The 24768-nt window shown below is 66.7% G+C and carries 25 protein-coding genes; 9 read left to right on the top strand and 16 right to left on the bottom strand.

Features of this window, described 5'->3' with window-relative positions:
• Positions 1-68 precede the first annotated feature (68 nt).
• From AC1RQC_RS01745 to AC1RQC_RS01755, 3 genes are all read right to left on the bottom strand, one after another.
• The gene (locus AC1RQC_RS01745) at positions 69-1370 is read right to left on the bottom strand and encodes a sulfatase family protein (protein ID WP_492882330.1); all 1302 of its coding nucleotides are present in this window, start codon (positions 1368-1370) and stop codon (positions 69-71) included.
• A complete protein-coding gene (locus AC1RQC_RS01750; protein WP_492371623.1) occupies positions 1367-2344 on the bottom strand; it encodes a Bug family tripartite tricarboxylate transporter substrate binding protein in 978 nt (325 codons plus the stop codon). The genes AC1RQC_RS01745 and AC1RQC_RS01750 overlap by 4 nt, the downstream gene beginning before the upstream one ends.
• Positions 2345-2543: 199 nt before the next feature.
• Positions 2544-3467: a LysR family transcriptional regulator gene (locus AC1RQC_RS01755; RefSeq protein WP_492371622.1), complete on the bottom strand. Its 924-nt coding sequence runs from the start codon at positions 3465-3467 to the stop codon at positions 2544-2546.
• 129 nt (positions 3468-3596) lie between these two features.
• On the opposite strand from AC1RQC_RS01755, the gene AC1RQC_RS01760 reads away from it, so the two are divergent.
• Genes AC1RQC_RS01760 through AC1RQC_RS01770 form a run of 3 tightly spaced genes read left to right on the top strand, consistent with a single transcriptional unit; the run spans position 3597 to position 6150 of the window.
• A complete protein-coding gene (locus AC1RQC_RS01760; RefSeq protein WP_492826434.1) occupies positions 3597-4274 on the top strand; it encodes an RraA family protein in 678 nt (225 codons plus the stop codon).
• The gene (locus tag AC1RQC_RS01765) at positions 4271-4933 is read left to right on the top strand and encodes an RraA family protein (RefSeq protein WP_492814016.1); all 663 of its coding nucleotides are present in this window, start codon (positions 4271-4273) and stop codon (positions 4931-4933) included. The genes AC1RQC_RS01760 and AC1RQC_RS01765 overlap by 4 nt, the downstream gene beginning before the upstream one ends.
• A complete protein-coding gene (locus AC1RQC_RS01770; RefSeq protein ID WP_492371619.1) occupies positions 4933-6150 on the top strand; it encodes a pyridoxal phosphate-dependent aminotransferase in 1218 nt (405 codons plus the stop codon). Before AC1RQC_RS01765 ends, AC1RQC_RS01770 begins: the two co-directional genes overlap by 1 nt.
• A gap of 79 nt (positions 6151-6229) precedes the next feature.
• On the opposite strand, the gene AC1RQC_RS01775 is transcribed toward AC1RQC_RS01770, so the two are convergent.
• From AC1RQC_RS01775 to AC1RQC_RS01790, 4 genes are read right to left on the bottom strand one after another with little or no spacing between them, the layout of a single operon-like run.
• Positions 6230-7390: an acyl-CoA dehydrogenase family protein gene (locus AC1RQC_RS01775; protein ID WP_492882331.1), complete on the bottom strand. Its 1161-nt coding sequence runs from the start codon at positions 7388-7390 to the stop codon at positions 6230-6232.
• A 59-nt stretch (positions 7391-7449) separates the two neighbouring features.
• The gene (locus AC1RQC_RS01780) at positions 7450-8298 is read right to left on the bottom strand and encodes an HTD2 family dehydratase (protein ID WP_492882332.1); all 849 of its coding nucleotides are present in this window, start codon (positions 8296-8298) and stop codon (positions 7450-7452) included.
• A gap of 48 nt (positions 8299-8346) precedes the next feature.
• A complete protein-coding gene (locus AC1RQC_RS01785) occupies positions 8347-9165 on the bottom strand; it encodes an HpcH/HpaI aldolase/citrate lyase family protein (RefSeq protein WP_492814010.1) in 819 nt (272 codons plus the stop codon).
• A 31-nt stretch (positions 9166-9196) separates the two neighbouring features.
• Complete coding sequence (locus tag AC1RQC_RS01790; protein WP_492882333.1) at positions 9197-10375, bottom strand: CaiB/BaiF CoA transferase family protein; 1179 nt, start codon at positions 10373-10375, stop codon at positions 9197-9199.
• Between the two features lie 282 nt (positions 10376-10657).
• Between AC1RQC_RS01790 and AC1RQC_RS01795 the strand changes: the two genes are divergently transcribed.
• A complete protein-coding gene (locus AC1RQC_RS01795; protein WP_492371614.1) occupies positions 10658-11581 on the top strand; it encodes a LysR family transcriptional regulator in 924 nt (307 codons plus the stop codon).
• Between the two features lie 41 nt (positions 11582-11622).
• Here the strand turns inward: AC1RQC_RS01795 and AC1RQC_RS01800 are convergent, their stop codons facing one another.
• From AC1RQC_RS01800 to AC1RQC_RS01810, 3 genes are all read right to left on the bottom strand, one after another.
• A complete protein-coding gene (locus tag AC1RQC_RS01800; protein WP_492814007.1) occupies positions 11623-13092 on the bottom strand; it encodes an aldehyde dehydrogenase in 1470 nt (489 codons plus the stop codon).
• An 83-nt stretch (positions 13093-13175) separates the two neighbouring features.
• The gene (locus tag AC1RQC_RS01805) at positions 13176-13772 is read right to left on the bottom strand and encodes a thiamine pyrophosphate-dependent enzyme (protein ID WP_492814005.1); all 597 of its coding nucleotides are present in this window, start codon (positions 13770-13772) and stop codon (positions 13176-13178) included.
• Positions 13773-13776: 4 nt separating this feature from the next.
• Positions 13777-14328: a phosphonopyruvate decarboxylase gene (locus AC1RQC_RS01810; protein WP_492814003.1), complete on the bottom strand. Its 552-nt coding sequence runs from the start codon at positions 14326-14328 to the stop codon at positions 13777-13779.
• A 133-nt stretch (positions 14329-14461) separates the two neighbouring features.
• Here AC1RQC_RS01810 and AC1RQC_RS01815 point away from each other — a divergent pair, with 133 nt between their 5' ends.
• Positions 14462-15391, top strand: coding sequence for a LysR family transcriptional regulator (locus AC1RQC_RS01815; RefSeq protein WP_492371610.1), 930 nt, complete (start codon positions 14462-14464; stop codon positions 15389-15391).
• A 16-nt stretch (positions 15392-15407) separates the two neighbouring features.
• Here AC1RQC_RS01815 and AC1RQC_RS01820 read toward each other — a convergent pair whose 3' ends face one another.
• Positions 15408-16370 carry a Bug family tripartite tricarboxylate transporter substrate binding protein gene (locus tag AC1RQC_RS01820; RefSeq protein WP_492882334.1) on the bottom strand — a complete coding sequence of 321 codons (963 nt, stop codon included), beginning with the start codon at positions 16368-16370 and terminating at the stop codon, positions 15408-15410.
• Between the two features lie 232 nt (positions 16371-16602).
• On the bottom strand, positions 16603-17601 hold the full coding sequence (locus tag AC1RQC_RS01825; protein ID WP_492882359.1) for a tripartite tricarboxylate transporter substrate-binding protein: 999 nt from the start codon (positions 17599-17601) through the stop codon (positions 16603-16605).
• Between the two features lie 275 nt (positions 17602-17876).
• Between AC1RQC_RS01825 and AC1RQC_RS01830 the strand changes: the two genes are divergently transcribed.
• Positions 17877-18452: a MarR family winged helix-turn-helix transcriptional regulator gene (locus AC1RQC_RS01830; RefSeq protein ID WP_492882335.1), complete on the top strand. Its 576-nt coding sequence runs from the start codon at positions 17877-17879 to the stop codon at positions 18450-18452.
• A gap of 155 nt (positions 18453-18607) precedes the next feature.
• Positions 18608-18949 (top strand): zinc ribbon domain-containing protein YjdM, encoded by a 342-nt coding sequence (locus AC1RQC_RS01835; protein ID WP_492371607.1) that lies wholly within the window; start codon positions 18608-18610, stop codon positions 18947-18949.
• A 46-nt stretch (positions 18950-18995) separates the two neighbouring features.
• On the opposite strand, the gene tam is transcribed toward AC1RQC_RS01835, so the two are convergent.
• Complete coding sequence (tam, locus tag AC1RQC_RS01840; protein ID WP_492826450.1) at positions 18996-19766, bottom strand: trans-aconitate 2-methyltransferase; 771 nt, start codon at positions 19764-19766, stop codon at positions 18996-18998.
• Positions 19767-19790: 24 nt separating this feature from the next.
• Positions 19791-20153 carry a hypothetical protein gene (locus AC1RQC_RS01845; RefSeq protein WP_492882336.1) on the bottom strand — a complete coding sequence of 121 codons (363 nt, stop codon included), beginning with the start codon at positions 20151-20153 and terminating at the stop codon, positions 19791-19793.
• Between the two features lie 98 nt (positions 20154-20251).
• Here AC1RQC_RS01845 and AC1RQC_RS01850 point away from each other — a divergent pair, with 98 nt between their 5' ends.
• Complete coding sequence (locus AC1RQC_RS01850; RefSeq protein WP_492882337.1) at positions 20252-21190, top strand: LysR family transcriptional regulator; 939 nt, start codon at positions 20252-20254, stop codon at positions 21188-21190.
• A gap of 297 nt (positions 21191-21487) precedes the next feature.
• Positions 21488-23176: a methyl-accepting chemotaxis protein gene (locus AC1RQC_RS01855; RefSeq protein ID WP_492371603.1), complete on the top strand. Its 1689-nt coding sequence runs from the start codon at positions 21488-21490 to the stop codon at positions 23174-23176.
• Here AC1RQC_RS01855 and AC1RQC_RS01860 read toward each other — a convergent pair.
• Positions 23173-24339 (bottom strand): glycerate kinase, encoded by a 1167-nt coding sequence (locus AC1RQC_RS01860; protein ID WP_492882338.1) that lies wholly within the window; start codon positions 24337-24339, stop codon positions 23173-23175. The genes AC1RQC_RS01855 and AC1RQC_RS01860 overlap by 4 nt on opposite strands.
• Entirely contained in the window at positions 24336-24719 is a 384-nt protein-coding gene (locus tag AC1RQC_RS01865; protein WP_492882339.1) for a VOC family protein, read from the bottom strand. Before AC1RQC_RS01865 ends, AC1RQC_RS01860 begins: the two co-directional genes overlap by 4 nt.
• Positions 24720-24768: the final 49 nt, after the last annotated feature.

A 24768-nucleotide genomic window follows, 5' to 3' on the forward strand; every position in this document is an offset into this window, starting at 1 on the left:
GAGATTCCCGCGTTTCGCGCAATCTTCAACGATACACCAAGGTGCGGATCGGAGCCGCGGCCGGGTCGTTACCGCTGCGGCATATCCGCCGCCGAATACCCCAGGCTGACCGTGGCATCCTCCGGAATCGGCGGCATGCCCGCATTCCATGCCAGCCAAGCCTCGCGCATCGCCACCAGCCGCTGGGGCTCGCGCTTCGCCAGGTTAGCGCGCTCGCGCTCATCGCGGCTGAGATCGAACAGGTACTCGTGTCCGTCCACCTGCAGATACTTCCAGTCGCCGTCGCGCAGCGCGCGCTGGTCGCGGTGGTTCATGCGCCAGTGCAGCGGGCGGTGGAAGCGGTGCGCCGCGTCGCGCAGCAACGGCATCAGCGACACGCCGTCCAGCGGGTAGCCGGGATCGGCCTGCACGCCCGCCGCATCCAGCATCGTGGCCGACCAGTCCATCGTCATGCAGTGCTGTGCGCTGGTGCCACCCGGCGCGATCATCGCGGGCCAGTGCGCGATCCATGGCACACGGATGCCGCCCTCGGTCAGGTCCATCTTGCCGCCCACCAGCGGCCAGTTGTCCGAGAAGCGCTCGCCGCCGTTGTCGCTGGTGAAGACGATCAGCGTGTTGTCGAGCTGGCCGAGCCGGCGCAGCGCGTCCACCAGCCAGCCGATGCCCTCGTCCATGTGGCCGATCATGCGCCGGTAGGTGTGGATGTTGCCGCCGTCGAGATGGAACAGGTTGTTGCTGACCTGCGGCGCCAGCGCGGCGTCATCGCGGGTTTCCCACGGCCAGTGCGGCGCGGTGTAATGCAGGCTCAGGAAAAACGGCGCGCCCTCCCCGCTCATGCGCGTCACGTAATCTACCGCGCGCCGCGACAGCAGATCGGTCAGGTAGCCGGGTTCCTGGTGCTGCGCGTCGTTGTGCCACAGATCGTGACGGCCGCTGGAATCACAATGCGTGAAGTAATCGACACCGCCCGCCATGGGGCCAAAAAATGCCTGATAGCCCGACAGCAGCGGCCCGAACGCTGGCGCAAAGCCCAGGTGCCATTTGCCGATCAGCGCCGTGCGGTAGCCCTGCGCCTGCAGCAGCGAGGGCAAGGTGGGATGCGCCGGCGGCAGGCCCAGCGTGTTGCTGCCCCGGCTTTTGCTGTTGATCGGCTCCTCGGCCGCGCCGCGCAGCCGGTACTGGTAGCGCGCCGTCATCAATGCAAAGCGCGTGGGAGAGCACACCGGCGAGTTGGCATAGCCCTGCGTCAGCATCAGGCCGTTGGCGGCCAGGCTGTCGAGTACCGGAGAGACCGGCTCGCGCCCGCCATAGCAGCCCAGGTCCGCGTAGCCAAGATCGTCGGCGACGATATAGATCAGGTTCGGTTTCATTCGACTTTCATGCCGGTGGCAACAATGAGTTGACGATATCGCTCGGACAGGTCCGACAACCGCCGCGCGGCCGCCGCGCCGGTGATGCCTTCGGGCTGCAGGTCCAGCGCCTGCATGCGAGCCTGCACATCGGGCCGCGCCAGCGCATCGGCGATGGCACGCTCGAGCACGCGCACCACCGGCTCCGGCGTGGCCGCCGGCACCATCGCCACATACAGTACCTCATGCTCCAGTTCCTTCATGCCAAGCTCGGCCACGGTAGCAATGCCCGGCGCCAGCCGCGAGCGCTGGTGGCTGGTCACCGCCAGCGCCGTCACCTTGCCCGCCTTGACGAAGGGCAGCATGCTGGGCGTGGCCAGGAAGCCGCCATCCACTTCGCTGCCCACCACGGCGGTCACCGCCGGCGTGCTGCCCTTGTAAGGCACATGGTTCAGCTTGAGGCCGGTGGCGCGCTGGAACTCCTCGATGGCCAGGTGGCCCGGGCTGCCGCTGCCGCCGGAGCTGAAGTTCAGGCGCTTTGCCTTGGCCTGCTTGACCAGGTCCGGCAAGGAAGCGATGCCGGACGACGGCGACGTGCCTACCAGCAAACCCGAACTGGCCAGTATCATCAAGGGCTTGAGCTCGCCGGGCCGGAACGGCATGGCGCTGTAGATATGCGGATTGACGGTAAAGGTGGTATCGATGCCGAACAGCACCGCGTAGCCATCGGCAGGGCTCTTGGCCACCGCGCCCGCGCCCAGGTTGCCGCCCGCCCCAGGCTTGTTCTCTACCACAAAGGCCTGCTTGAGCTCGCCCTGCAGCACCTCGGCCACCGAGCGGGCGAGCAGGTCTGACGGGCCGCCCGGCGGGAATGAGTTGACGAAGCGCACCGGCTTGGCCGGATAGCGCTCCTGGGCGTGCGCAGCGAGTCCCGGCGCGCAGAGCAGGAGCACAAGGGTTGCGGCCCGCAGCGGGGCGGCAAGGCGATGGAACATGGCATGGTCTCCGTTGTTATGTGTGCACTGGCACTGCGGCGCCTCACGGCGCCATCATGCCGGACAACTCTACTTGCCATGCCGTCGATTGTTCTAATCAATCATTTCCGGCCCCATCGACGGTCCATCGCGGCCCACCGGCCACGCCGGGATGGACAGGTTGCGCGCGATGTCACACGCCACGCGCCGAAGCGCCCGCTCAAGCCCTGGCCTTGCGCAACCGCGCCGTTGCTTTCCCGGCCGAAAGCGCAGCGACGACGTTAGCCACCATCGGGTTTTCCCGCGTGGTGGACCACGCCATCGCGGTGGTCACCACGTTCACGGGCTCCTTCAGCGGCCGGACCACGACATTGTCCGGCGCGGCCTTCTTCAAGGAGGCGGGAACGAGCGCGATGCCCTGCCCGCACCCGACGAAGGCGATCTGCGAAGACACCGTGCGCACCTGGTGCAGCACCCGCGGCGAGAAGCCCGCAGTGCGGCAGGTCGCGATGAGACTGTCGTAGTAGACCGGGCTGACCTGCCGGGCAAACATCACGAACTCTTCATCTGCCAGCGCCGCCAGCCTGACACGTGGCACCTCGGCCAGGGCGTGCGACCGCGGCAGCGCGACCGCCAGCCGGTCCTGCTTGAGAGCAATGGACTGGATCGACGGGCCCAGCTCCCCTTCCAGGCGCGCGAAGGCCAGATCGACATCACCGCGCTCCAGCGCGGGCACGGCGTCGACGCTATCGATCTCCGTCACGGAAATGGTCAGCTGCGGGTACGCGGCCTTGAGATGGTCGATCAGCGCAGGCAGCGTATCGAGCATCGCGGACGAGATCGCGCCGATCGTCAGGAGCCCGGTCTGCCCATGCACGGCTTCGCGCACCGCCACGTCGAGCCGCTCCAGCTGCTCCGCGAGCTTTTGCACCGCCGGCAGCAGCGCCGCGCCAACCGGCGTGAGCTGCGCGCCTCGCCTTGAGCGCTCGAAGAGCTTCACCTTGAGTGCCTGCTCCAGTATCTGGATCTGCTCGGTGACGGGCGGCTGGGACATGCCCAGCCGTTTGGCGGCACGCCCGAAATGCTGCTCCTCGGCGACAGCCAGGAACACCCAGAGGTGACGGACAAGCCGGAAATTGATCATGGCTGCCTTGATAGGTTTTACATATGGATAGCTTACCGGATTCGGAATTTACAGATTGGGCTCCATCGCCGAAAGTGCAAGCCTGGCAACCGCTGGTAACCCCCTGGCAACCCGCTTAGCAGGCTCGAAATGACCTCCCCCACCTCACGCTCCTTGCTCGACCGCCTCGCCGCACTCGATACCAACACGGTGTCGGATGCCCTCGATTTTTACAGCCTCCCCGGCGCGACCTTCGGCATTCGCCCGCTCTGGGACTGCCCGAAGATCGTTGGCCGGGCCAGCACCATCCAGCTGGGCCACAAGACGGATGCCCAACCGACGGTGCACCTGATCACCCCGGTCGTCGCCGCGATCCACACCGATGACCGTGTGCTTGTGATTGCAGGCGGCATCGATGGCGTCTCCTGCTGGGGCGACATCCTGGCCAATGCCGCCACCGCCAGGCAGGTGCGCGGCTCGGTGATCGACGGCCTGAGCCGCGACATCGAAGGCAGCGAGTCGATCGGCTACCCCGTGTTCGGGCGTGGTGTCACCATGATCAGCGCGCGCAACCGGGTTGTGCAGGTGGGCGCCGGAGAACCTGTCAACTTTGCGGGCGTGGTTGTTCATCAGGATGACTACGTGCTAGCCGATCGCTGCGGCACGGTGTTCGTGGCGGCCGAGCGCATCGAAGACATCGTGGCGCTTGGCGAGCGCATTGCACGTCGCCAGGACTCGATGGTCAAGGCCGTGCGCGCCGGACGCTCGGTCGCTGAAGTCATGCATGACAAGGAATTCGACGCCATCCACAGTGGAAATACCCAATGAACGCAGCAGACAAAGAACTATCGGCCTTGTTCGCAGGCCTGGATACACCGGGTGTGTCCGACGCCATGGACAAGCTGGGCCTGCCCGGCCAGTGCCTTGGCATTGCGCCGCTGGACAACTACGCCCAAGTCGTGGTCGGGCCGGCCTACACCGTCAGATACGTGTCCGCCAGCACGCCGCCGGGCACGGTCGGCGACTTCATCGATGACGTGGCCGAAGGCGACGTGGTGGTGATCGACAACGACGGCCGCACCGACTGCACGGTCTGGGGCGACATCATGACCCAGTACGCCGGCGCGCGCGGCATCGCGGCTACCGTCATCGACGGTGTGTGCCGGGATGTGGCCAAGGCGCTCGGCGACGGCTATCCGTTGTTCACGCGGGGCCGGTTCATGCGCACCGGCAAGGACCGTGTCCAGGTCGAAGCGATCAATGCGCCGGTCTCCATCGGCACGGCGCGCGTCTGCGCCCGCGACATCGTCGTGGCGGACGCCAACGGGGTGGTCGTCGTCCCGCGCGACCGGGCTCGCGAGGTTGCCGAACTGGCACGCCAGATCGAGTCCGTGGAAGCGCGGATCCGCGAGCACATCGCCAATGGGAAAACCCTCGGGGAAGCCCGCGCGGCATTGGGCTACCACACGCTGCAGAGGAAGGCCTGATGACAACCGATGTACAACGCTTGAATGAGAACCTGGCCAGCGCCCTGCCCTCGGCCACTTACCGGATGATGGACCGCGTGGCGGCAAAACGCGCATCCGGCGCGAAGGTGATTTCGCTCAGCGCGGGCGAGCCGGACTTCGATACCCCCGTGCATGTCTGCGACGCCGCGGTCGACGCGATTCGCCAGGGCCACACCCGGTACACGCAAGTCGCTGGCCTGCGCGCCCTGCGCGAAGCCGTTGCCGCCAAGTTCAGGCGCGAGAACGGGCTCGACGTGGCCTGGCAGGACACCATCGTCTGCAGCGGCGGCAAGCAGGTGATCTACAACGCCCTGGCGGCCACCCTGAACGAGGGCGACGAGGTCATTGTGCCCGCGCCTTACTGGGTCAGCTACCCGGAGATGGTCCAGCTGTGCGGGGCGCATGCCGTGGTGGTGCCGTGCGATGCGGACGTCGGGTTCAAGCTGACGCCGGCCGTCCTCGCCGCGGCGATCGGCCCGGCGACACGCTGGCTTATCCTGAATTCGCCCTCCAATCCCACAGGCGCGGTCTACACGCACGGCGAGCTGGCGGCGCTTGCCAAGGTGCTGCTGGCGCACCCGCATGTGCTGATCCTGTCGGATGACATTTACGAGCACCTGACGTTTGACGGCGAGCGCTTCCATACCATCGCCGCGGTCGAGCCACGCCTGGCGGCGCGCACGCTGACGATGAACGGCGTATCCAAGGCCTACGCCATGACCGGCTGGCGCATCGGCTTTGGCACTGGCCCGCGCTGGCTGCTTGAGGCCATGGAAAAGCTCCAGGGCCAGCAAACCTCCGGCGCCAGCGCCATCTCCCAGCACGCCGCGCTGGCAGCGCTCAGCGGGCCGCAGGCGTTCGTCGCCGACACGCGGCGGATATTCGAGGCGCGGCGCAACCTGATGGTCCGGCTGCTCAACGAAACACCGGGGATGGCCTGCGCGGTACCCGGCGGGGCGTTCTATGCATTCGCCTCCTGCGCAGGCCTGCTCGGCCGGCGCACGCCCGCCGGCACGTTGCTGAGCACGGACGAGGACGTTGCGCTTGCGCTGCTGGACGAGGCCAACGTGGCCGTCGTGCACGGCAGCGCCTTCGGCCTTGCGCCCTACATCCGCCTTGCCTACGCGCTGGACACCGAGTCGCTGCGCCAGGCATGCCAAGCGATCCAGCGGTTCTGCATATCACTGAGTGGCTGAGCAGCTGGGCGGCTGGGCGCTGCGCGGCGTGGCGCCAGGCACCGGCGCTACGCTGCCATCCAATCCTCCCAACGAAGCGTCAAAACGACCTCGGCATGCCAAGGATGTGCTCCCCGACATAGGACAGGATCAGGTTGGTCGAGATCGGCGCGACCTGGTACAGGCGGGTTTCGCGGAACTTGCGCTCCACGTCGTATTCCGCGGCAAAGCCAAACCCGCCGTGATACTGCAGGCAGGCGTTGGCGGCCTCCCAGGAGGCATCCGCGGCCAGCAGCTTGGCCATGTTGGCTTCGGCGCCGCAGGGCTGGTGCTCGTCGAACAGCCTGGCAGCCTTGAAGCGCATCAGGCTCGCCGCCTCCACGTTGACGAACGCCCTTGCGATGGGGAACTGCACGCCCTGGTTCTGGCCGATGGGCCGGCCGAACACAATGCGCTCGTTGACGTAGCTGGTCACCTTGTCGATAAACCAGTAGCCGTCGCCGACGCACTCCGCGGCAATCAGCGTGCGCTCGGCGTTCAGGCCATCCAGGATGTACTTGAAGCCCTTGCCCTCCTCGCCGATCAGGTTCTCCGCCGGGATCTCCAGGTTGTCGAAGAAGAGCTCGTTGGTCTCGTGATTGACCATGTTGAGGATCGGCTGCACCGTCAGGCCCTTGCCGATCGCTTCGCGCAGGTCGACGAGGAAGATGGACATGCCTTCCGACTTCTTCTTGCACTCCGCCAGCGGCGTGGTCCGCGCCAGCAGGATCATGAGATCCGAGTGCTGCACGCGCGAGATCCAGACCTTCTGCCCGTTGACGACATACTTGTCGCCCTTGCGCACCGCGGTGGTCTTGATCTTGGTGGTATCCGTCCCGGTGCTCGGCTCGGTGACCGCCATGGATTGCAGGCGCAGCGCGCCGCTCGCGATCTTCGGCAGGTACTCGCGCTTCTGCTGCCCTGAGCCATGGCGCAGCAGCGTGCCCATGTTGTACATCTGGCCGTGGCAGGCGCCCGAGTTGCCGCCGGCACGGTTGATCTCTTCCATGATGACCGAGGCTTGCGTGAGGCTCAGCCCCGAGCCGCCGTATTCCTCGGGGATCAGGGCCGCCAGCCAGCCAGCGGTGGTCAGCGCATTGACGAATGCCTCGGGATAGCCCCGGGCCTCGTCGATCTTGCGGAAATACTCCGACGAGAACTGCCCGCACAAGTCGCGGATGGCTTCGCGGATTTCCTGGTGTTCATCGACTTTGTTCAGCACGAGATGTCTCCGTGAGTGTTCGTCTTTGCCTGGTTCGGCTGGATCTGGAGGTGCCTGGCTTAGCCAAGCTCAGCGGTGGCGGTCATGGCGAGAGCGCCGCCCGCCTGGCGAATCCACAGCGCGACCGTCTTGCCGTCCTCGCTCAGCTTGCCGCAGGCCTGGAAACGCTGGGGCACATGGGTCGGCCGCACGCCCTTGAAGGAAAAACGGCTGACGGTGGCGTCCGGCAGGTTCCTGCGTACCAGGTCAAGGAGCAGCACGGCCAGCAACGGGCCGTGGACGATCAGGTCCGGGTAGTGCTCGACCGTGGTCACGTAGTCGTGGTCGTAGTGGATCCGGTGGCCATTGAAGGTCAGCGCGGAAAAGCGGAACAGCAGCACCGGGTCGGGCACGATTTCGCGGGACCAGTCCTCGTCCGTGCGCGCGGCGATCGGGTCCGGCGCGGCCGCGCCCGGGATGGCGTCCTCGCGGTAGACGATGTCGTGCTCCTCCGTCACCGCAAGGCCCTGCGGCCCCGAGTACCGATGCTCCACGGTCACAAAGGCCAGCGAGCCGGTGCGGCCCGCCTTGGCGCTTACATCCAGGATGGTGGAAGTTTTCGACACGGCATCGCCCAGGCGCAGCGGCTGGTGAAAACGCAGGCGCCCGCCGGCCCACATGCGGCGCGGTAGCGGCACGGGCGGCAGGAACCCGCCCCGATTGGCGTGGCCGTCGATGCCCAGCTCGGACTGCCGGTGCAGCGGCAAGAAGTAGAGCCAGTGCCAGAGCGGGGGCAAGGCATCGCCGTGCACGGGCGCCGCGTCTTCGCGGTCCAGGGTCGCGCTAAGCGCCTTGACGGGAAACGCGGTGATGTCGTCCTGGGACTCGGTTGACTTACCGATCCACGCCTTCAGGTTGGCAGTGTCCATCAATCTCTCTGTGGTTATGTTCTGGTCATGGTCAGTCGTTGATGCGGATCAGGCCGGCGCCCGGCCCGCGCGCTCGAGCAGGCTCATAGCGCGTGCAATGACAGGCGCATCGATCATCTCGCCGTCGAGCTGGAATGCGCCCGGGCCTGACCTTGCCTGCTCGACCACTCGCGTGGCCCAGGCAAGCTGCGCTTCGGTTGGCCGGTAGGCGGCGTTGACCTCGCCCACCTGAGCAGGGTGAATGCAGAGCTTTGCCCCGAAGCCCAGGCGCCGCCCGCGTTCGGCAGCGTTGCGCAGCGCCTCGGCATCGGAGAGCGCAACCGTCACCCCGTCCACCGGCGGCGCAATGCCCGCGACCCGCGACGCAAGGACGAGCATGGAGCGGAAAAACAGCAGCTCCTGGTCGTCGCCCTCGATGCCCAGCTCGGTGCGAAAATCCACGGTCCCGAAAATCAGGCGGTCGACGCCCGGTGCACCGGCCACCTCCTTGACGTTGGCCATGCCCCTGGCGGTCTCGATGAGCGGGAGCACCTGCACGCCGGGCCGAAGGTGCCTGGTCACCAGCGCGACGTCCGCCGCGCTTTCCGCCTTCGGCAGCACGATGCCCGTCACGCCTTTCTCGCGGCAAAGGCGCACGTCATCCTCAAACCATTCGGTCTGCGTGGCGTTGATCCGCACCATGGCGCAGCCGCCGTCGGCCAGGTACGCCTCCAGCAGCCCCCTAGCCCGGCACTTGTCCTCGTCGGACACCGCGTCCTCGAGGTCGAGAATGACCGCGTCCGCGCCCGAGGCGTTGGCCTTGGCGAAACGCTCGGGACGATTGGCGGGCACGAAGAGATAGGAACGGGCGATAGCGGCGGCGGCCATGGGATCTTTATCCGGGATGGAAGGCATAGGGTCAGATCGCGCCTTCGGCACTGAGCCGAACCACGTCGTCCGCGGTGTAGCCAAGTTCGAGCAGGATGCTCTTGCTATGCTGGCCGAGCGCGGGAATCGCGTCCATCCGCGGCGCGAACGACTGTGGCGTGCCGGGCGGCAGCAGCGCCGGAATGATGCCCACGGGCGACGGCACGGACGTCCAGCGCTCGCGCGCCTTGAGCTGCGGATGGTTCCAGACGTCGCGCATGTCGTTCATGCGGGCATTGGCGATCTGGGCGCGCTCAAGCCGCTCGATCACCGCCTCGATGGTCAGGGCGGAGAACACCGTCGTGATGATGTCGGTGAGCGCCGCGCGGCTCTGGGTGCGCAGGGAGTTGGAGACAAAGCGTTCGTCGGTTGTCAGTTCCGGCCGCTCCAGCACGACGCGGCAAAAGGCATCCCACTCGCGCTCGTTCTGCAGGCCCAGGATGATGGTCTTGCCGTCGCCGGCGACAAACGGGCCATACGGGAAGATGGTGGCGTGAGAGGCGCCGGCCCGCGGCGGTGGCGTGGCGCCATCGAACGCGTAGTAAAGCGGATAGCCCATCCACTCGACCATGCTCTCCAGCATCGACACGTCGATATGCGCGCCCTTTGCGCTCCTGCCGCGCTGCAGCAGCGCCGCCAGGATGTTGGAGTAGGCATACATGCCAGCCGCGATATCGGCAATGGAGCAGCCAGCCTTGGCGGGGCTATCGGGGGTGCCGGTGATCGAGACGAAGCCGGATTCCGCCTGGATCAGCAGGTCATAGGCCTTCTTGTCCCGGTAGGGGCCATCGCTGCCATAGCCTGAAATATCGCAGACGACCATGGCGGGATAGCGCTGCGACAGCGCCGCATAGGAAAGGCCGAGCCGGTCCGCCGCGCCCGGCGCCAGGTTCTGCACCAGCACATCGGCCTGGCCGAGGAGCTTGCCCAGGATGGCCGGGGCCTCGCTGTGCTTGAGGTCCAGCGCCAGGCTTTCCTTGGAACGGTTGGTCCAGGCGAAATGCGAGGACAGGCCATCCACCCGCTCATCGTAGCCGCGCGCGAAATCACCCACCTTGGGCCGCTCGACCTTGATGACCCGGGCGCCGAGGTCCGCCAGTTGCCGGGTACAGAACGGCGCGGCAATGGCGTGCTCGAGGGAAACGACGGTGATGCCATCCAGGGGACGCATAGCAGCCTTGTTCAGTCTGGGCCCGCCTGCCCTGCGCAGTGCAGCGGCAAACGGGAGAAGTGGGTCCACGGCGCCCCGGCCCGGCCGGAAGTCGCCACGCATGGGCAGCACGCCTGGTGCAATGCGCACCGAAGCTAGTCTCCCAGAGTGGAGGGCATCGGACCATCTCGTTTTCTCGAACCAGCCATTCGCTTCAATGGAAACCATCGCTTTGCCAGCGGGCCCGCCGCATGAATTGCGGCACCGGCGACCCCTTGGTACAGTGGCGGCGAAGGAGTATCCATGCACTTTGACTTTGCCGACCTCAGGCTCTTTGCCCGCATCGCCGAGGAAGAAAACCTCTCTCGCGGTGCGAAAAAGGCATTTCTGTCCCCCGCCGCGGCCAGCGCGCGCCTCAAGTCCCTGGAGGAGCAATTGGGCACCCGGCTGTTCTACCGGGAGAGCAGGGGGCTGGCGCTGACGCCCGCCGGAGAACGGCTGCTGCGCCATGCGCGGGTCATCGAGCGGCAGTTCGAACACGTGCGCAGCGATTTCGAGGAGTTCTCGAAGGATTCCGTCGGTCACATCCGCATCTTCGCGAACACTACCGCGGTCACGGAGTTCATGCCGGAAGTGCTCTCGCGCTTCATGGCGGTGCGCCCCGCCGTGACCGTCGACCTGCAGGAGCGCCTGACGCGGGACATCATCCGCGGCGTGCTCGACGGCAGCGCCGACCTCGGCATCATCTCCGGGCCCGTGAACCCGGAAGGGCTTGAAGTGGTGCACTTCAGCACGGACAAGCTCGTGCTTGCCACGCCCGTCGGCCATCCCCTCACGCAAAAGAGCAAGGTCTCGCTCGCCGACACCCTCGAGTACGAGCACGTCAGCCTGCACGAGGGCAGCACCCTGCATGCTTTCCTCACCGATCTGCTCCACGAGCAACGGCGCAAGCTGCAGATCCGCATCCAGATTCGCAGCTTCGAAGCCATGTGCCGCATGATCGAAGCGGGCGTGGGCATTGGCGTGGTGCCGCTGTCCGCGGCGCTGCGGCACCGCCAGACCATGAAGCTCGCCATCGTCGAGCTGGACGAACCATGGGTGATCCGCGAGCGCGCGGTCATCGTGCGCGAACTGCAGGGGCTGCCCGGCTGCGCGCGCGCCCTGATCGACGAGCTGATCAGCGTGGCGCAGGCTGCCGGCGGGAGCCCGGCAAAGCTGATCGGTTAAGCACGTGAACGTCTCGCCGATCTCTCCCACCAATCTGGCGCCTACCGCATGGCAAACGGATTGCCGGAGCCCGCGCCGGTATTGATCCAGACGCTCTTGGTCTGGAGATACGCCCGGATCGCGTCGATGCCGTTCTCCCGCCCCAGGCCGGAATCCTTGTAACCGCCGAAGGGCGACATGACGCTGACCGCCCGATAGGTATTCACCCACACGGTGCCGGCCTGTATCTTCTCGGACATGCGGAATGCCCGGCCGATATCGCTGGTCCACACGCCCGCCCCAAGGCCGTAGCAGCTATCGTTGGCGATCGCTATCGCCTCGCTTTCATCCTTGAACTTCAGGACGGAGAGCACCGGGCCAAAGACCTCCTCGCGCGCGATGCGCATTTGCGGCGTCACCCCGCAGAAGATGGTCGGCTCGACAAACCACCCTTGCCCGCACGACGCAGGCTGCCCGCCCAGTACAAGGCGGGCGCCCTCGTCCCTGGCAATCCGGATGTAGGAAAGCACCTTGTCGTACTGCGCCGGCGTGGTGATGGGGCCGACCTGCGTCGAGGCATTCATGGGGTTGCCAAGCTTTGCCGTCCTGGCCAGCGCCACCAGCTTCTCGACGAAGGCATCGTGGATGTCTTGCTGCAGCAGCAGGCGGGAACCGGCAATGCAGGTTTGTCCGCTGGCCGCGAAGATCCCGGAGACGGCGCCGTTGACGGCATCGTCCAGATTGGCGTCGTTGAACACGATGTTAGGCGACTTGCCGCCAAGCTCCAAGCTGACATGCTTGAACTGTGCCGCGCACTGTTGGTTGATGACGCGGCCGGTGGCATCGGACCCCGTGAACGTGACCTTCCTGACCAGCGGATGCGTGACGAGCGGCGACCCGACCTCCGCGCCGAAACCCGTCACGACGTTGAAGACGCCGGGCGGAAAGCCTGCCTCCTGAAACAGGAGCGCCAGTTCCAACGCGGAAACCGAGGTGAACTCCGACGGTTTGACCACCACCGTGCACCCGGAGGCCAGCGCCGGCGCAATCTTCCACGCCAGCAGCATCAGCGGGGAATTCCAGGGCGTGATGGCGGCCACCACGCCCAGGGGCTCGCTGCGCGTGTAGTTGAAGTAGCCCTTCTTGTCGAGCGGGATGACCGTGCCCTCGATCTTGTCGGCCAGGCCGCCAAAGTAGTAGAACCACTGCGGCAGGTACTTTACCTGCCCGCTCATCTCGGCGAGCAGCTTGCCGTTGTCCTGCACTTCGAACTCAGCCAGGCGCTCCGCGTCCCTGGCGATCAGGTCGCCGAGCTTGCGCAGCAACGCGCCACGCTGGGTGGCTGTCAGCGCCGCCCAGGGGCCCGCGCGGAACGCACGATCGGCTGCGCCGGCCGCGCGGTCCACATCGGCCGCCGTGCCGCGGGCTACCTCTGCCCAGGCTTTACCCGTGAAAGGATTCTGGGTTTCGAACCAGCGACCGTCGCTTGCATTCACGAAGGTCCCGTCGATGAACATTTGATATTGCTTCATGGTGCAATGTTGTCCGGTCAGATTGAAAGCGCAGGATGGACTCGCAGGATGGAGGCACAGGATGGAAAGCTGCGGCGGGACGGCTAGAACGGCGCGAAGCCCAGATGCTGGCGGAACCGGTTCTTGACGAACACGCCATCGCGCGGCGGCAAGGCGCGCTGGTGCTCTTCGGCGGCGATGCGCACCTGCGCCACGGTCATGCCGTCGGCATTCCTGATCGCCTGCACCAGCGTCTGCACTTCTTCCATGTCAAAGATCTCCAGCGTGGACGGCACGCCGCACGCCTTGGCCACCTTTGCCAGGTTGGTGCCCAGGCTGGTGTGGCTTTGCTGCATGCCGGTCTCGCCAAAGTGGCCGTTGTCCAGGATCACCACCGCGAGGTTGTTCGGGTTCTGCGCCGCGGCGGTCGCCAGGCTGCCGATGCCCATCAACTGCTCGCCATCGCCGGTGATGGCGATCACCTGCTTTTGCGGTTGTGCCAGGGCCAGCCCCAGCGCCACCGACGTTGAGCCGCCCATGGCGCCCCACAGGTAGAAATTGCCCGGGCGGTCGCCGGCGGCAAAGACGTCGTACGAAGGCGAGCCGAGACCGGTCACGACCAGCGCATCGGGAAACTGCCTGAGCAGCGTGGCAACAAATTCGCGGCGGTCGATCGCCGGCTTGGAGGTCAAGGTAGTCATAGGTTCAGCGCACCCAGTTTTTGCGGCCGATGAGGCTTTGAGAAAGAAGAATCGCCACGCGTTGCCCGGCGTCGAAGGCGCTAGCCAGGCCCGCGTCGACCAGTTCGGCAGCGTCTTGCGGCGAGTCCACGCGGTACACCGTGATGCCCATCAGCTTGAGCGCCGCCTCGGTAACCAGTCCCATCGGCCCCTGCCAGGGATTGAACTCGGCGTACTCGCCACGCATGGTCACGATGGTGAAAAACGGGAACCGGCAGCTTTCCAGCAGCGAGAACATGTTCACGCAGTTACCCACGCCGCTGCTCTGCATGAGCAGGACCGCGCGCTCGCCGCCCAGCCACGCGCCGCTGACAACGCCGACGCCCTCCTCCTCGGTGGTGAGGACAATGTCGCGGATCGCCGGGTCGGCCTTGGCCCGCTTGATGACGTGCGAGTGCCCGGCATCCGGCACATAGGCAATTTGCCGGACCCCGGCTTGCTTGATGACTTGGAAGATGTCCTCTTGCCAGGCAAGAGGCTCAGGATTTGGATTTGGATTTGGATTTGGATTTGTCATGGGAAGTGATCTGGGTAGGGAACAACGCTGTTATCATAAAATTGAATGGAATCTCATATGAAATAGAATAATTTGATTCCTACATCAGTAATTTGGATAGCCGGCCAACCACCAGAATCACAGGATCACGCCCATGGACATCAAGCAGCTTCGCGCCCTCCTGGCCATTGCCGAGACCGGCAGCGCCACCAAGGCCGCCGAGCTTCTTCGCATCGTGCAGCCGGCCGTTTCCCGGCATGTGCGGCTGCTTGAGGAGGAGTTCGGCGTAGAGCTGTTCGAGCGCGAACGGCACGGCATGGTCCTCACCGACGCGGGCCGGACGCTGGTTGAGTACGGGCGCCGCGCGCTGCGCGAGCTCGACCGGGCCAAGGCGGAGATCCAGCCGGTGGCCGGGGCGATCTCCGGCATGGCCGCCGTCGGCCTGCTGCCCAGCACGTGCGAGCTGCTGGCCGCGGAGCTGGTCGCTACCGTCAAAGGCAAGCACCCGCAACTGGTCGTGCGGCTCAACGTGGGTTACGCGGGCAACCTCCTGCAATGGCTGGAGGCGGGCGACGTCGAGATCGCGCTGCTGTACGACATCAAGGCGTCCCCCGGCTTGCAGGTCGAGGCGCTGCTCGACGAGCAGCTCTGCCTGATTGGCGCCCCCGGCACCGTGCCCGCGGGCGCCGCGCATACCATCGAGAGCCTGCGGGACCTGCCGCTGGTGCTGCCCAATGCGCCGCACGGCCTGCGCACTGTGGTCGAGCATGCGTGCGCGGTGGCGGGGGTGACGCTCACGATCGCCGTCGAGACCAACTCCCTGAGCGTGCAGAAATCCCTGGTTGCCAAGGGCTTTGGCTATACGGTGCTGCCCAGCTCCGCCGTCTCCGAAGAGCTGGAAAAAGGGACGCTGGCCGCGGCGCCGATCACCTCGCCCAACCTTTCCCGGCGTATCGTGCTGGCGCATCCGGCCACACGCCGGATGTCGCCTGCCGCAAGCTTCGCCTCGGCGGAACTGGTCACGCTGATCAAGCGCCTGGTGCTGGATGGCGCCTGGCCGGGCGCCACCTGGATTGGCGCATAGCCTGCCGGGCCCGCATTCAGTCCGCCTGGATGTTGCCCGCCTTGATCACCTCCGCCCAGCGGCGCGTCTCCGCCTGCACGAACCTGGCGGCCTTATCCGGGCTGGAATCCACCACGGGCTGCACGCCGATCTTCTCCATCCGCTCCCGCACTTCAGGATCCTTGACGGCCTGCTGCAGGGCCACGCTCAACTTTTCGATCGCGGGCGCGGGCGTGCCCCGCGGCACCATCACCATGTTCCAGATCGATGCCTCGTAGTTGGGAAAGCCCGCCTCCTTCATCGTCGGAACATTCGGCAGCACGCTAGAACGCGTACCGGTGGTGACCGCGAGCGCCTTCAGGCGCCCGGCCTTGATCATGGGCGCGGAGGTGGATACGGCATCGGTGATGAACTGCAGGTCGCCGGACATCACGGACTGGATCGCCTGGCTGGCACCCCGGTAAGGCGCGTGGACGACGTCCAGGTGCTCCTGGTACTTCAGCAGCTCCACGGCCATATGCAACGCGCTGCCCTTGCCGGCGGAGCCGTAGCTGTACTTGCCGGGCTTCTTCTTGATATCGTCGACCAGCTCCTTTGCCGTGCTGGCTTTCACCGATGGGTTCACCGAGAGCACCATCGGCACGGCGGCCACGATGGACACGGGCACGACCGCGCCGCTGTCATAGGGAAGCGTCTTGTATAGCGACGCGTTGATGGCGTGCGAGCTGGTGCCGAACAGCAGCGTGTAGCCATCGGCCTTGCTCTTGGCGACGGCGTCGGTGGCAATGCTGCCGCCCGCGCCTGCCCGGTTCTCGACCACGATCGGCTGGCCCAGCAGCATGCCAACCTTGTTGGCGACGATACGCGCCACCAGGTCCGTGCTGCCGCCCGCGGCGAAGCCAACCACCATGCGGATGGGATGGTCGGGGTATGCCGGCTGGGCGTGCGCGCCAACGCCGACGAGCGCACCCACCCCGACTTGCACAATCAAGCGTTTCATGTCTCTTCCAGATTGTTATGGTGCGGGCTCGGGGCAAATCGCCAAGCCCGTGGAGACGATGGTAGCCAGCGGGTGCGTGAATGGTGAAATAGAAAATGACGCTGCTGCCATCAGCGAACGACATGCCTGCAGCGCGCGCCCAGGCGGCGCCGAACGCAAAAACGCCGCGCTGCGGTTGCACGGCGGCGTGCTTGCCATGGCGGCGAGCCATGGCCCGCTGTCATCTCCAACGTTAGTCCGCTTCCACCTTCATCGTTCTCAGCAGCGGTTGCCATTTGTCGCTTTCCGTCTTGAGCCAGCCATGCAGCCCGTCCGGCGTCTGCTTGTCGACGGGCACGATCTCGGCGCCAAGGTCATCGAGGCGCTTCGCTACCATCGGGTCCTGCAAGCCCTTCTGCAGCGCCTTGGTCAGGCGCGCGGTGACAACTGGCGGCGTGCCCTTGGGCGCGTAGACACCATGCCAGACTTTCATCTCGAAGCCCTTGAGGCCGCCCTCCTGCAGCGTCGGGGCATTGGGCAGCGCCTTGATGCGCTTGGGCGTGGTCACGCCGTAGAACCTGAGCCGGTTGGCATTGATATGCGGCAGTGTCGATGTGGTCTGGTCACATAGCAGGTCGACCTGCCCGCCGAGCAGCGCCGTGAGCGCCGGCCCGGTGCCCTGGTAGGGAATCGCGTTCAGCTTCACATGCACTGCCTCCTCGAACAGCAGCCCGCACAGCTGGGATACCGCCCCCAGGCCGGCGTTGGCCAGAGATACCTTGTCCTTGTTCTGGGCGACGTACTTCACCAGGTCTTGCGTGGTGGCCGGGGGCAGGTCCTTGCGCCCGAGCAGGGTCATCGGGACATCCGCGACTTGTCCGATGTACTCGAAGTCCCTCAGCGGGCTGTACGACAGCTTTTTGTACAGCGCGGGCGCCGTCGCCATCCCGTTGTGGTGGATCAGGATCGTGTAGCCATCCGGCTGGGCCCGCGCGACATAGGCCGCCGCGACCGTGCCGCCGGCACCGAGGCGGTTCTCCACGATCACGCTTTGCCCGAGATCCCTGGACATCGCCTGCGCAAGTGCCCGCGCCACGACATCCGTCGGGCCGCCCGCCGAAAAGGGAACCACCAGCGTGACCGGCTTGGATGGGAACGCATCCACGGCCATCGCGCCCGAGGCAAGCCCCGCCGCAAGCGGTCCGAAAACCATCCACTTCAAGCCAGTGCCTACGTGCTTCATCGCGGTCATGCCAATCATCGTTGTCTCCGAAACTCAGGCCGGCAAGCTGGGGCGCTTGCCTGTTCTAGGGTGTTGGCCGAAGGTTGCCGGATAAGCCGGTGCGAGAGAATCAGGATTATCTGAACGGGTCATACGGCGTGGCCGAACGCGCGCCAGCGGCGGTGTAGCATTCGTCGCATTTCTTGACGCCGTGGCGCCGCTGGCCTGTAATGCGGCTTCTCGCGCGCCGCCTTGCCAGGGCGCGCGATCACGAACCTATGATTCGATTCACCTGGGCCGCCTCCATGCCAGCTTCCAATCCCGCCTCCGATCGCCTGAGCCAGCCGCAATCGATCGAAGACCTCTTGCTCTACCGGCTGAGCTGTCTGCTGGCGGATGCCGGCGGCATCGTGATCCGCTATTGCGAAGGGCAATTCGGCATTACCCGCAGGGAATGGCGCTTGCTTGCGCTGCTGGGCGCGCACGGCGCGATGAGCTCGTCCGAGCTGGCGCAACTGGCCCACCTGGACCGTCCCCGCGCTTCGCGCACGATCACGGCGATGGTGGACAAGAAGCTGATCAGCCGGGTGGCGCGGCCCGATGATGCGCGGCAGGTCACGCTGGCGCCGACCGCTGCGGGCGAAGCCCTGTACGGCGAGATCTTCCCGCTGACGAAACAGGTCAACCTTGAACTGCTGGATGCGCTCGAAGACAAGGAAGTGGCGCAACTGGATGACATGCTGATGCGGCTGGAGCAGCGCTCCCGGCAGATGGCCGCGCGCGGCGGCCTGCCGCTAGCGGACCGGCGGCGCGGCGGCAGCGGACGCAACCGCCAGGCGCGGGCATTGCGCGATGCGAAGGAAGCCGGCAACGGCAACTAGGCCGGCCTGGCGCACCAACGTCCCGCGCGTCTGCGCCTCGTGGCGCGCCAGCGTAACGCGGCCGCTGGGAAAAGCTAAGCGGCTTTGGGCGGCAACGCCGCCCGCTATACTCTAGCCCCTCAAAAGCCTCAAGCCTCAAGTAACCGGAAGCCGTCATGCCCACTATCCCCGCCTGCCCCCAATGCGCCCTGGAGAACACCTACCCCGACGGCGACAACTACGTCTGCGCCGACTGCGGCCACGAGTGGGCCATGGTGGCCGCCGCGCAGGATGATGACAGCGACCAGGCCGTGGTGAAGGATGCCAACGGCGCCGTATTGAACGACGGCGACGCCGTGGTGCTGATCAAGGACCTGAAGGTCAAGGGCTCGTCCATCACGCTGAAGATGGGCACCAAGGTCAAGAGCATCCGGCTGGTGGGCGGCGACCACGAGGTCGATTGCAAGATGGACGCCGGCAGCTTCATGCTCAAGGCCTGCTACCTGCGCAAGGCCTGAGGCTGCTTGAGACTGCGCACGCTGTTGGTTGCGGCCCCGGTTCCGGTCAGCGCGTGGCCACGATGAAGAACCGCGGGAACGGCAGCAGCACCGTGCCGTCCGCCATCGGCGGATAAGCGCACGCCACTTGCGCGGTGTAGCGTTCCAGGTAGGCAGCGCGCTCGGCTTCATCCAGCGGATCCAGGAAGGGACGCAGGCCGGTGCCCTTGAACCACTCCACGATCGCGGCAGGGCCACCGGCCAGCGCGTGGTGGTAGGTGGTGTGCCAGACATCGACCGCTGCGCAATGCGCGCGCAGCAGTTCGTAGTACCAGCCAGCCCCCTGCAGCCCGGTACGCGCCTGCGAAGCGGCGGCCAGCTTGGCGGCCCACGGGCCGTCGGCGGCGACTTCGCGCATCAGGCGGTGCGCGGGCGTGTCCAGCGTGTCGGGCACCTGGATCGCGAGGCTGCCGCCGGGCGCCAGCTTGGCGGCAAGCGCGGGCAGCAGGCGGCCGTGGTCGGGCAGCCATTGCAGCACGGCATTGGCGAGGATCACGTCGTAAGGGCCCGGGTCATACCAGGTTTCGATGCGGCTCACCTCGAATTTCAACGCCGGTAGCCGCTTGCGCGCGGCTTCGACCATGTCGGCCGAGCTGTCCAGCCCGGTCACGCTCGCGCCGGGAAAGCAGGCGGCCAGCACTTCCGTCGAATTGCCCGGGCCGCAGCCGATGTCTACCGCGACGCGCGGCTCGCGCCCCGGCACCGCGGCCAGCAGGTCGCGCACCGGACGGGTACGTTCGTTCTCGAATTTCACGTATTGCTTGGCTGACCAAGTCATTGCTGCTCCTTTGCGGGTTCGGTTCTAGTGCCTCGGAAGATCGGGAGTATCTGGCGCATCGTAGGTATCTGGAGCATTTGGCGTCGCGGCCTGCCCGGCCTGCTGCAGCGCGGCCCTGCCCTTGGCGGTCAGCGCGACGATGGCCTGCGCGCGCGGCACGCCGGGCCGGGACGCCATGCCGACCAGGCCGGCCGTCGTCGCATCCTCCCACGCGGACAGCCTTGGGCAGGACGTGCGCCATGCCTCCATGGTGTCGGCAAAGGTGCGCGGCATGGCGTCTAGCCACGCCAGGAACGCAAGCAGGTTGCCCGGGTGCGACGACGCGGGAAGATTGGCGTCCTTGTCGTTGTCTTTGTCGTTGTCATTGCCCAGATCTTGTTCTTGCATGGCCGTGCTCCGTGGATGCCCGATGCATGCCGTCAGGATAGAGCCGAACTGCTATGATTTCCAATGCATATTGAACACGTTTTCAATACCTTGGGAGTATGGCAATGATTGAGCTACGCCGGCTGCGCGCCTTCGTCGTGCTGGCCGAGGAAGGCCACGTCACCCGCGCCGCCGAGCGCCTGGGCATGCAGCAGCCGCCGCTCACGCGCCTGTTGCGCGGGCTGGAGGAGGAGCTGGATGTTTTGCTGATGCGCCGCCTGCCGCGCGGCGTGCGCCCGACAGAGGCCGGCCTGGCATTGCTGGAAGAGGCTCGCGCCGTGCTGGCCCGGGCCGAAGGCGTGGCCGACGTGGTGCGCCGCGCCGCGGCCGGGGAGCAAGGGCGGCTGGCGGTGGGCTTTACCAGCTCCGCCGCCCTGCACCCCTTCGTGCCCGCCGTGCTGCGCCGGTTTCGCGAGAGCGTGCCGGGCGTTGCCGTGACGCTGGAGGAAGCCGGCACCAGCGAGCTGGTGGACGCGATCCTGCACGAGCGGCTGGACGCCGCGTTCGTCCGCTCGCCGGTGGGCAGCACCGCCGGGCTGGTGCTCGAGGCCGTACTGGACGAGCCGATGCTGGCGGCGTTGCCGGCCGCGCATCCGCTGGCAGCGCAGGCCGGCGCGCTGCCGCTGTCAGCGCTGGCGCGCGAGCCGTTCATCCTCTATCGCCGCCCCACCGGGCCCGGCTTGTATGACGCGATCCTGACCGCCTGCCGCGCCGCGGGCTTCAGCCCGCTGGTGGCGCAGGAAGCGCCGCGCCTGCCGGCCACGCTGAGCCTGGTGGCAGCAGGCCTTGGCGTGTCCGTGGTGCCCGCGTCCATGCACCGCCTGGGTGGCGAGGACATCGTCTATCGCCCGCTGGGCGAGAGCCCGCCGCTGAGCGCGCCCCTGCACCTCGCGATGCGCCAAGGCGCGCTGCCGGCAGCCGTGACGCGCTTTCGCGCGATGGTGCGCGAGATGGTGGTGGCTGCGCCAATCACGCCAGCGCGCGCAATGCGCCGTTGAAGGCATGTGTGGCGGTTTCCCATGCGTTCTTCCTCGGGCTTCGCAGCACGTTCCGAGCGAGCGGCCGCGAGGCCTTCATTGTCCAGACAGCGGGAATCTGTGTTCGCCCTGGTAGACAAGTTTGACCTACAGCTTCGCCCTCCTGCCTGCCCGGGGGCTACCAACGACGCGCGCGCCCGATTGGCTCCGCGCGTTCGTGGTTGTAGCAGACATAGTGCGCGTCGAAGCCTTGCTTCAACTTCAAATGGCGTCGCCGTAAACGAGCATTGAGATCCTTCTCAATCCATGGATTAAACAATGCTCCCCAACTTAACCATCAAGGCACGGCTCGCCATTGCAATGCTCGTGCTTTCCGTCTTGCTGCTCGTCGTCGGTGCACTGGGCTTGCTCGGCATGTCGCGCAGCAATGCGGCGAACCACGCCACGTATGCCAACCAGATGCCGAGCGCCATGGCGATCGCGGAAGCTGATATCTGGCTGGGCCGGGTCCGCACGGCGCTGTTCAGCGCTGGCATGGATCCCGAATCTCCCCACGCTGCCGAACTGCTGACCCGCACGGAGAAATTCCTCGCGCAGTCAGAGTCCGCCTGGCAGCGTTACCTGTCCTTGCCGCGCGACGCGGAAGAAGAGCGGCTGGCCCAGGATGTCATTGCCAAGCGCAAGGCGCTGTACGTCGCGCTCGATGCCTTCGCCGCCGCCGTCAAGTCGGCCGACCACCAGAAGATCATCGAGGCGGGGGTCGCGCAAACGCCGTACTACGCTGCGCTGCAAGCCAGCGGCGAAACGCTCAGCCAGTTCCAGTCAGCCCTGGCCAAGCGCAGCTATGAGGCTGCCGAGGCGTCCTATGCCACCTTCAGGACGATCACCATTGCCGCGTTGCTGGCGGGGCTGGCGCTGGCCATCTATAGCTGGGTAGCCCTGCGTCGCGCCATTGCGCGCCCGCTCGACGCGGCGCTCGCGCACTTCGGCCACATCACCGCGGGCGACCTGAGCCGCCCCGTTGAAATCCGCTCGCAGGATGAAATGGGCCAGTTGCTGTCGGGCATCGCGAAGATGCAGGACGGCCTGGCGCAAACCGTCTTGTCCGTGCGCACGGGCAGCGAAACGATCGCGGCGGCCACCAGGCAGATTGCCGCCGGCAACATCGACCTGTCGTCGCGTACCGAACAGCAGGCCGCATCGCTCGAAGAAACCGCGGCCAGCATGGAAGAGCTCACCACCACCGTCAAGCAGAACGCGGACAACGCGCGCCAGGCTGCGGTGCTGTCGGCCACGGCATCGGAAACCGCCAATCACGGCGGCGAAGTGATCCGCGACGTGGTCGCGACCATGAGCGAGATCAACGAGAGCTCGGCCCGCATCGCTGACATCATCAGCATCATCGAGGGCATTGCCTTCCAGACCAACATCCTCGCGCTGAATGCGGCCGTGGAAGCAGCGCGCGCCGGTGAGCAAGGCCGGGGCTTCGCGGTCGTCGCGGGCGAGGTGCGCTCGCTCGCGCAGCGGTCCTCCAGCGCCGCCAAGGAGATCAAGGACCTCATCGACAAATCCTCGGCGCGCGTGACGACCGGCACCGCGCTGGTGGACCAGGCGGGCTCGACCATGACCGAGATCATCCGCGACATCCAGCGCGTCTCCGACATCATGGGCGAGATCTCCGCCGCGTCCGTCGAGCAGACCGCCGGCATCGACCAGGTCGCGCACGCGGTGAGCCAGATGGATGAAGTGACGCAGCAGAACGCGTCGCTGGTGGAGCAAGCAGCGGCGGCAGCGCAATCGCTGGAAGAGCAAGCCGCCAAGCTGAACGACACGGTGGCCGCGTTCAGGCTGGGCAACCATGGCGTAGCCGGCGCGGCGAGTGCGCCGGCGCCCCATGCCGTGCGAGCCGCAAGCCGGCCCGCGGCGTCGTCGCCACGCCGCGCCGCGCCGGTGGCACCGCGTGCCGTTGCGGCTTCGGCGCCGGCGTCCGACTGGTCGTCCTTCTAAGCGGAACGCCGCGCGGCCGCATAAAGCCGGGCCAACTGCGCGGCGGCGGCCTCCAGCAGCGCCCCGCCCTGCGCGATCGACCAAGCCAGCGACGCAGGGCCGGCCTGCACCGAGAAGCAGCCATCGAATGCCTCGCGCAGCAGCGCGCCATCGGCAATCGCTCCCGATAGCAGGGTCACGGGCACGCCGTGCCGGCGCCCCAGTGCCGCGACCAGCGCCGGGCCCTTGCCAAGCAAGGTCTGGCGATCAGAGCGGCCTTCGCCGGTCAGGATCCAGTCGTACCCGGCCACCGTCGCCAACCCGGCAGTGTCGAGAATAAAGCGGCCTCCCGGCAGCAATGGCGCGCCAAGCAGCCGCAAGGCAAAGCCCAGCCCGCCCGCAGCGCCCGCGCCCTGCGCTTGCGCTGCGTGGCAACCGAGCGCCAGCTCGCAACGGGCCGCGAACTCGCCGATTACCTCGTCCGCTTGCGCGAGGTCCGTCACCCCTTTTTGTCCGCCAAACATCATGCTGGCGCCATCCGGCCCGCACAAAGGGCTGGTGACATCGGTGAGCGCCACCAGGCGCAGCCCTTGCAGCAGGCCCGCATCGACCCGAGGGCGCAGGCTGCGGATCGACGCAAGATTGTCGGGTACCGGGTCGATGCGCTCGCCCGCGGCATCGAGGAAGTCGAACGCCAGCGCCGAGAGCATGCCGGCGCCGGCATCGTTGGTCGAGGAGCCGCCCAGGCCAATGACGATGGTGGCGAAACCTCGCGCGGCAATCCCGCGTATGGCCTGGCCTACCCCGCGCGTGGTGCGCGCGCCGGGCGCCGCCACCGCATCTGGGAGGCCGGCCACGGCCGCCACATCGAAGATCGCAAAGGTGCCAAGCGCCGCGTTCTCGCAGGCGGCAAACGGCATGCGCACCGGCTGGCCGTTGGCATCCGTCGCCTCCACCGCATGCCAGCGCCCGCCGCATGCCGCGGCCACCGCGGCGGCCGTGCCTTCGCCGCCATCGGCAATCGGTACCTGCGTGACCAGAGCGTGCGGCAGCGCATGGCGGATGCCGCAGGCCATATGCCGGGCCACCGCCGGCGCGTCCAGGCTGCCCTTGAACGAATCGGGCGCGAGCAGCACGCGCAGCGCTCGCGCCGGCACGTTATTCAACGCCGTCGCGCCGGTCACGGCGCGTCCAGCTCGGAGATCTCGATCAGGTTCAGGTCCGGATCGCGCACGTAGACGGAGCGGATCTTCTGCGTGGCGCCGGTCCGCGCGACCGGGCCCGCAACAATGGGCCAGCCGGCGGCGCGCAGCCGCTCGATCACCGCATCGAGCGGGATCGACGCAATGAAGCACAGGTCCAGCGCGCCGGGCACCGGCAGGTGCGCCTTGGGCTCGAACTCCGCACCGCGCACATGCAGGTTGATCTTCTGGTTGCCGAAGCGGAACGCCGCGCGGTTCTTGCCGAAGGTTTCCAGCTGCATGCCGAGCACGCGCGTATAGAAATCGATGGTCGCGCCGGCATCCGTGCTGGTCAGCACCAGGTGGTCGAGGTGGTCAATCATGTCGCGCTTGCTCTCTGTGCGGTTTAGCCGGGAGCCATCATGGCAGTCG

The organism is Cupriavidus sp. GW822-FHT03E04 (assembly GCF_058801495.1).

What these genes read in the sequence shown, in the direction of transcription:
- AC1RQC_RS01745 (WP_492882330.1), bottom strand. Translation starts at nt 1,370, where the DNA reads ATGAAACCGAACCTGATCTATATCGTCGCCGACGATCTTGGCTACGCG.
- AC1RQC_RS01750 (WP_492371623.1), bottom strand. Translation starts at nt 2,344, where the DNA reads ATGTTCCATCGCCTTGCCGCCCCGCTGCGGGCCGCAACCCTTGTGCTC.
- AC1RQC_RS01755 (WP_492371622.1), bottom strand. Translation starts at nt 3,467, where the DNA reads ATGATCAATTTCCGGCTTGTCCGTCACCTCTGGGTGTTCCTGGCTGTC.
- AC1RQC_RS01760 (WP_492826434.1), top strand. Translation starts at nt 3,597, where the DNA reads ATGACCTCCCCCACCTCACGCTCCTTGCTCGACCGCCTCGCCGCACTC.
- AC1RQC_RS01765 (WP_492814016.1), top strand. Translation starts at nt 4,271, where the DNA reads ATGAACGCAGCAGACAAAGAACTATCGGCCTTGTTCGCAGGCCTGGAT.
- AC1RQC_RS01770 (WP_492371619.1), top strand. Translation starts at nt 4,933, where the DNA reads ATGACAACCGATGTACAACGCTTGAATGAGAACCTGGCCAGCGCCCTG.
- AC1RQC_RS01780 (WP_492882332.1), bottom strand. Translation starts at nt 8,298, where the DNA reads ATGGACACTGCCAACCTGAAGGCGTGGATCGGTAAGTCAACCGAGTCC.
- AC1RQC_RS01785 (WP_492814010.1), bottom strand. Translation starts at nt 9,165, where the DNA reads ATGGCCGCCGCCGCTATCGCCCGTTCCTATCTCTTCGTGCCCGCCAAT.
- AC1RQC_RS01790 (WP_492882333.1), bottom strand. Translation starts at nt 10,375, where the DNA reads ATGCGTCCCCTGGATGGCATCACCGTCGTTTCCCTCGAGCACGCCATT.
- AC1RQC_RS01795 (WP_492371614.1), top strand. Translation starts at nt 10,658, where the DNA reads ATGCACTTTGACTTTGCCGACCTCAGGCTCTTTGCCCGCATCGCCGAG.
- AC1RQC_RS01800 (WP_492814007.1), bottom strand. Translation starts at nt 13,092, where the DNA reads ATGAAGCAATATCAAATGTTCATCGACGGGACCTTCGTGAATGCAAGC.
- AC1RQC_RS01805 (WP_492814005.1), bottom strand. Translation starts at nt 13,772, where the DNA reads ATGACTACCTTGACCTCCAAGCCGGCGATCGACCGCCGCGAATTTGTT.
- AC1RQC_RS01810 (WP_492814003.1), bottom strand. Translation starts at nt 14,328, where the DNA reads ATGACAAATCCAAATCCAAATCCAAATCCAAATCCTGAGCCTCTTGCC.
- AC1RQC_RS01815 (WP_492371610.1), top strand. Translation starts at nt 14,462, where the DNA reads ATGGACATCAAGCAGCTTCGCGCCCTCCTGGCCATTGCCGAGACCGGC.
- AC1RQC_RS01820 (WP_492882334.1), bottom strand. Translation starts at nt 16,370, where the DNA reads ATGAAACGCTTGATTGTGCAAGTCGGGGTGGGTGCGCTCGTCGGCGTT.
- AC1RQC_RS01825 (WP_492882359.1), bottom strand. Translation starts at nt 17,601, where the DNA reads ATGACCGCGATGAAGCACGTAGGCACTGGCTTGAAGTGGATGGTTTTC.
- AC1RQC_RS01830 (WP_492882335.1), top strand. Translation starts at nt 17,877, where the DNA reads ATGCCAGCTTCCAATCCCGCCTCCGATCGCCTGAGCCAGCCGCAATCG.
- AC1RQC_RS01835 (WP_492371607.1), top strand. Translation starts at nt 18,608, where the DNA reads ATGCCCACTATCCCCGCCTGCCCCCAATGCGCCCTGGAGAACACCTAC.
- tam (WP_492826450.1), bottom strand. Translation starts at nt 19,766, where the DNA reads ATGACTTGGTCAGCCAAGCAATACGTGAAATTCGAGAACGAACGTACC.
- AC1RQC_RS01845 (WP_492882336.1), bottom strand. Translation starts at nt 20,153, where the DNA reads ATGCAAGAACAAGATCTGGGCAATGACAACGACAAAGACAACGACAAG.
- AC1RQC_RS01850 (WP_492882337.1), top strand. Translation starts at nt 20,252, where the DNA reads ATGGCAATGATTGAGCTACGCCGGCTGCGCGCCTTCGTCGTGCTGGCC.
- AC1RQC_RS01855 (WP_492371603.1), top strand. Translation starts at nt 21,488, where the DNA reads ATGCTCCCCAACTTAACCATCAAGGCACGGCTCGCCATTGCAATGCTC.
- AC1RQC_RS01865 (WP_492882339.1), bottom strand. Translation starts at nt 24,719, where the DNA reads ATGATTGACCACCTCGACCACCTGGTGCTGACCAGCACGGATGCCGGC.